We start from the raw sequence: 6046 nt of genomic DNA, 5'->3' as shown, positions 1-6046 counted from the left end.
AAGGTTAATCCATTCCCTCCGATAGATGAAACCAGCACCTCTTCTTGTATCCCCTTTGAAAAATAAGGTGTGTTCTTCTCATACTTATGTCATGTATACGTGTATATAGATATTAGCTAATTCACAATATATGTTGTAAAATTATGCAAAAAAATCAAAGATATATTTCTGTGAAAAATTATAGAAATCGATTCCATAAACACTATTCCATTCATTCGATAGGTTAATAAGCTTTTCAAACGCCATTCCGCGGTTTCCTTGTCTCATCTTTATTCCTCATTTTCTGTTAAAAAGATTATTTTGTTCAGTTATTTTTCATTAATCAGAAAAAATTGTTCCATGCTTCTTACATCCTTCTTATACATTGGCATTACAAATATCTCTTCATTTCTTAATAGTTGGAACTCTACACATCGTTTTTCTTTGTTCCACCCGTAACATGCCATAGATACATTTTTGGTTCCTTTCTTTCTTCTATTTCCCTCTACCCTTTGAATAAAAACTTAATATTCCGTTAATAATATGGACACATGGTTATCTTTCTCCGATTCCCTTATATGAGCAGTTAGCTATTGCTAGCTGCTTTTTTACTTATCCCATGTAATAACCTTGTTCTTTACCTTTTCCATTTATCAACATCAAAAATTGGGTCTTCATTGCGTTTCCGAACATAGCAATTGGTAACCAACTTTACCTTTACAAATTTTTTATCAAAATCTTTTGTCCATTCCTCAGTGTACGGTTCCTCACTGATCACTTCTTCAATGTATTGCTCTAATAAATTTATATCCATTCCCCTTTTCTAATAAAATAGCGTTTTTATTAAAAGTTCTTTGGAATTCAATAATTTAAAATGAGTGTATTTAAATTCTCTTTTCCGTTAAAATAAAAAAGATTAAATAAACGTTTTAGAAGGGATTATTAATGACACGAATTATACTTTTTGATGGGGACTGCAACTTATGTAATCAAAGTGTTCAGTTTATTATTAAAAGAGATCCTAAAGAATATTTTAAATTTGCATCACGCCAAAGTAGTATTGGCATTCAGTTATTAAATCAATACAACATTAGCGAAACAATAGATAGTGTGATTTTAATTGATAATAATAGGGCTTATACAGAATCCGATGACATACTGAATATTTGTAAATACTTAAAAGGAAGTTGTAAATTATTATTTATCCTTTTAATAATTCCAAAACCTATTCGAAACTTTTATTACAAAAAAGTTGCAGAAAATACGATACAAATGGTTTGGCAAACAAAACCAATGTCTTATTCCTACTCCGGATATCAAGAAAAGATTTTTAAGATAGTTGAAAATATAAACATTTTCAAAAGTCTCTCAATGAGAGGCTTTTTTCATTTTTATCATTTTAGCCAAGAAGACTCCTTCCTCAAGGAGCGTGAAGGGTCACAGTCCAGTGAGTAGGTGGGAGATGAATTGGCTTCGAACAAGGGATAGCAGGAAGCCATCTTAATTGTTCGACATATAGAAAGTATTACTCCACTACCTATCGAATATACGTTTGGTGTATAATAGTCATATACCGAAATGGAGGTGAATCAAATAATGATGAATAAAGCCTATAAGTTTCGTATCTATCCAAATCAAGCACAAGCAATTCTAATCAACAAAACGATTGGGTGTTCTCGCTTTGTATTCAATCATTTCCTATCCTTATGGAATCACGCATACAAAGAGACAGGAAAAGGCTTGACCTATGGTATATGCTCTGCCAAACTACCTGCCATGAAGAAAGAGCTTGTTTGGCTAAAAGAAGTGGATAGTATTGCGATTCAGTCGTCTGTTCGCAACCTTGCGGATGCTTATACGCGCTTTAAATCTAAGAAGAACAACGTACAATCTTATACCACAAAACAAACAAATGAAAATATTGCCGTTGTAGGGAACAAAATAAAGTTGCCGAAACTAGGCCTTGTTCGATTTGCCAAAAGTCACGAAGTAGAGGGGCGTATTGTAAATGCTACAGTTAGACAGAACCCTTCTGGTAGATATTTTGTGTCACTATTAGTTGAAACAGAAGTACAAAAACTTCCGAAAACACATTCTTACATTGGAATAGATGTAGGACTAAAAGATTTCGCTATTTTGTCAGATGGAACACACTATGAAAATCCGAAATTTTTCCGATCATTAGAAGATAAGTTGGCGAAGGCACAGCGTGTTCTTTCTAGAAGAATGAAAGGATCTTCTCGCTGGAATAAACAACGAGTAAAGGTAGCTAGAATTCATGAATACATATCAAATACTAGAAAAGATTACTTGGACAAAATTTCAACTGAAATCATCAAAAACCACGATGTTATCGGTATAGAGGATTTGCAAGTATCGAATATGTTAAAGAATTATAAGTTAGCAAAAGCAATTAGTGAGGTATCTTGGTTGCAATTTCGATCCATGTTAGAATACAAAGCAAAATGGTATGGCAAACAAGTCATTGTCGTATCGAAAACATTTGCTTCCAGCCAATTATGTTCTTGCTGTGGATATCAAAATAAAGACGTTAAAAATCTAAACCTACGTGAATGGGACTGTCCTTCTTGTCGTACACACCATGATAGGGATATTAACGCAAGCATCAATCTAAAGAATGAAGCGATAAGGCTTCTAACCGCAAGGACTGCGGGGTTAGCCTAATCAATTAGAGTTCGATAGAACTCTTTACTTAGGAATCCCTCACTTCTAAACAAAGTAAAAGTGGGGGTAGTTCAAAGCTTACTATTCCTCATAGTTGTGTTTTCTTCTATGACTTTTATAAAGTTAAATTGTCCATCAAGATAACAATCATTGATATAACCCCAAAAATATATTTCATTAACTTCGCTTAAAGTAAAATTTTCATTTTTTCATTCAACCAAGTTCGTAACATATTCTTTTCCCCCGATAAAATAATGATTAGGTGTCCCATGCCCATTTTATCCACTAGAAATAATATCTTTCACGTACTTACGTATTAGAAACTTCATTTCTGATTCTTCTGCAATAGCAATTTTGTTCACTTTTTTGATACATTTATGAAACATTCACATGGTATCTTCAATATGTTCTATTCTTTTTGAAAAACCATGTGAGAATACCAAAATAAGAAGCCCTAGAGCCCTAACTCTAGGGCCTCTTGTTTTCAAATAAGGATTTTGTTAAATATTCAATTAAACCTTTTTACACTCTCCCTGTTACTAGGCCACAAGATATTCAGAAACCTTATAAACTTGTAATACTAATGTAAGGTTTCTCAATATGAACCAATATATTTATGTAGTAAACTATTTATCGGCAATACATATCAAAGGAGAAACATTTATGACTTTTGAAGACAATCGTAAATTAGGCATTCAACAAGGGTGTATAGTAATAACAGATCAATCGAAATATCTTGTTGTTAAAAAGAATGAAAATTATTCTTTATTAAGCATCGCAACTGCGGAATGCATAAACTTTGAAGTTTCACTTGAACATCTTGAAGAAATGGTCCAAGTAGATTTAAAAGAAAAAATTCGAGATATCATTCCACCAGAGAACATTAAAATCGTAGCTCAAAACAGAATATAAAATGTATTTTCTAAGAGCACTTTCGGTAGTGCTCTTTTTTCATGAACAGTTTCAAATAACGCTTTTGTTTAATTTAATACGTGTTCTTTTCGATGCGGTATTCTATTACAATTAATTTTTATGTTATAGTTATCTATAGCATATATATTAATAAGCACAACAAATCTCATACATATAGGAGAGCACTTAATAATCCTAACTCAAGAAAAGAACATAAAATTAATTATGCATTTTCTTACCCTATTATCTTTTTGTCTTCTTATTTTCTTTAGCGTCACAATTTTTTATATACCATTGATTTTTTATTTCATATGCAAATCACAAGACATTCGAAAAAATATCCTTGAAGCTGTTTTTTACCAACTATTCATTTGGGTAATTACAATGATTTGGAATCTATTCATAATAAGAATCTTAATGTTATCTTTGTCTAATTTAGACTTAACGCCAAATAACGCTTTGATTATTTTCGGTATACCTCCTTTATATCTAATACTGTTTCTTTTGTTAATTTTCCGGACCTATAAAAGGAATTTTATATGTGCTACAGGAAAAAGACTTTCATTATCCTATTATTTCTAAATGGATTAACAAATAAAAATACGTGTAGAAGAATACAGAGTTTTACTGATTCTTTTTATGGACCTTTCAAACTCATTTACAAATTCCTCTGTTCCTTCTTTTTAATAAAATTCAAATTTTGTCTTACTTCGTTCCCGTAGATTCAAATCCGCCAACACCTCGTTCACTAACCAATAGCTCGTCCACCTCAACAAAATGAGCTGTTACTACTGACGCTATGACGCCTTGAGCGATGCGTGTACCTTTTTTGATTACATGAGCTTTCATATTTAAACTTATTGGTCTTTCAGTGTTATCTACCAACACCTCCAACCGCTCCACGATAGCCACTATCCATGTTCATCCACCCCACGGTAATTTTTAATTTAGGTCTTGAAATCCTCTAAATCTCGATGTATTATATTTTTGTATTTTCTCAGTTCCTAAACCGAGGAAAACATCATCACTTCTGAAACCACCGAACTTCCAGTGGCTAGTTTTATTTACTTAAACCCATTTTCAAATTCATTGTATTATATTTTCAGGTCTTACTTATATAAATCATTATCAGGAGAATCTGCGGGTTTGCAGGTTCTTTTTATATTGTTTCAAATATAAATTAATGTGTAATTTATATACAATAAAAAAAGCACCTATTTCTAATCTGTACCCTTTGTAAAGGACATTTTGAAAAAAGTTAGGCAACATCAAGAAGATGATTTCTGTATCCAACAGGAGTCATCTTTTTTAAGTTCCATTGATATCTATAGTGATTATAGTACTTCATATATTTCTTAATCTCTTGTTTCAACTCAGTAAAAGACTCGCAAGGTTTTATATGTGCTTCATCTTTCAGATGACCAAAAAATGATTCTTGTGGAGCGTTATCCCAACAGTTCCCTCTTCTTGACATAGATTGTCCGAGCTTTAGCTTTTTGACTAATTTTTGGTAGGTAGGGCTTGTGTAGTGGGCTCCTTGATCCGAATGAATATATGCGCCTTCAGTCAATGGAATCCTCTTATTCCGTTGTAGTTTATGAAGAGTTGTTGTTACGAGGTCTAATGTCATCTGTTCTGAAACATGGTAAGCTAAAATTTCATTGGTTGAGCCATCTAAAATTGTAGATAAATAAGCTCTTTTATTCTTACCGTAAATTAAATAAGTGATATCTGTAAGAAGCGTTTTTCCTGGGATATTTTGTTTAAATTCTCGATTTAATTGATTCGGCACTACTCGATGTTCTTTTGAAGCTTTCAGCATTCTTTTATAAGGATTTGCTTTCCGAATCGGACAGACAATCTCATATTTTTTCATGATTCTACCGGATACGCTTTGAATTGTAGACAACTTGAAACTGACCCGCCAATGTCATCTTTATCTGACGAGCCCCCTTCTTTCTATTTCTAAATCGAAGTGCTTTTAATATGGTTTTCTTCAATATTTCATCTCGATCATTCTTTTGTTTCCGTTGTTCTTGAGCTGAAATTGAAAAGTAATTATAGTATCCCGAACGGGATACACCAGCTACTTTACACAAATAACTGACCATATTCCTTAAGTTGTATTTCATGATGACAGAACGAATCAAGATGAATTTCTGACTAGGTGGTAGTGTTATTTCCTTTTCACCCTCCCTTCCATAAGTTTGATTTTTTTTAGCAATTCATTTTCCGCCTTTAGTAAGTTTCGTTCGGCTTCTAAACGGGCATACTTTTCTTCTAACGTAAGCTCTCTCTAACAGAGTTCTTCCAGCGTTTTCGATACGTGTATCCCTTAAACCCAAAACACCATTTTTTCTATAAGCAGCACGCCATCTACTTCCCGATGACATAACCCGTTTCATTCCAATCATATCTATATCAAAACCACATTCTTCAAAAATATTTCGAGGTAGCTTTCCTTTTTCAT

Annotated in this window: 4 protein-coding genes and 1 pseudogene; 3 read left to right on the top strand and 2 right to left on the bottom strand. The window is 32.7% G+C overall.

Features of this window, described 5'->3' with window-relative positions; translation table 11 throughout:
• Nucleotides 1-924 precede the first annotated feature (924 nt).
• The 3 genes from ACXACS_RS20020 to ACXACS_RS20010 all read left to right on the top strand — a co-directional run bounded on the left by ACXACS_RS20020 (nucleotide 925) and on the right by ACXACS_RS20010 (nucleotide 3576).
• Nucleotides 925-1434 (top strand): thiol-disulfide oxidoreductase DCC family protein, encoded by a 510-nt coding sequence (locus ACXACS_RS20020; RefSeq protein WP_474809402.1) that lies wholly within the window; start codon nucleotides 925-927, stop codon nucleotides 1432-1434.
• A 141-nt stretch (nucleotides 1435-1575) separates the two neighbouring features.
• On the top strand, nucleotides 1576-2664 hold the full coding sequence (tnpB, locus tag ACXACS_RS20015) for an IS200/IS605 family element RNA-guided endonuclease TnpB (RefSeq protein WP_000981141.1): 1089 nt from the start codon (nucleotides 1576-1578) through the stop codon (nucleotides 2662-2664).
• Nucleotides 2665-3264: 600 nt separating this feature from the next.
• Nucleotides 3265-3576, top strand: a complete 312-nt coding sequence (locus ACXACS_RS20010; RefSeq protein ID WP_003254706.1) for a hypothetical protein — start codon at nucleotides 3265-3267, stop codon at nucleotides 3574-3576.
• A 705-nt stretch (nucleotides 3577-4281) separates the two neighbouring features.
• On the opposite strand, the gene ACXACS_RS20005 is transcribed toward ACXACS_RS20010, so the two are convergent.
• Nucleotides 4282-4425, bottom strand: coding sequence for a dCTP deaminase/dUTPase family protein (locus ACXACS_RS20005; RefSeq protein ID WP_003310416.1), 144 nt, complete (start codon nucleotides 4423-4425; stop codon nucleotides 4282-4284).
• Nucleotides 4426-4834: 409 nt separating this feature from the next.
• Nucleotides 4835-6046, bottom strand: a pseudogene (locus ACXACS_RS20000) (IS3 family transposase); the annotation flags it as partial.

Source organism: Alteromonas sp. AWM4_230 (assembly GCF_056158305.1).
This window is presented reverse-complemented; position numbering and strand designations above follow the sequence as displayed.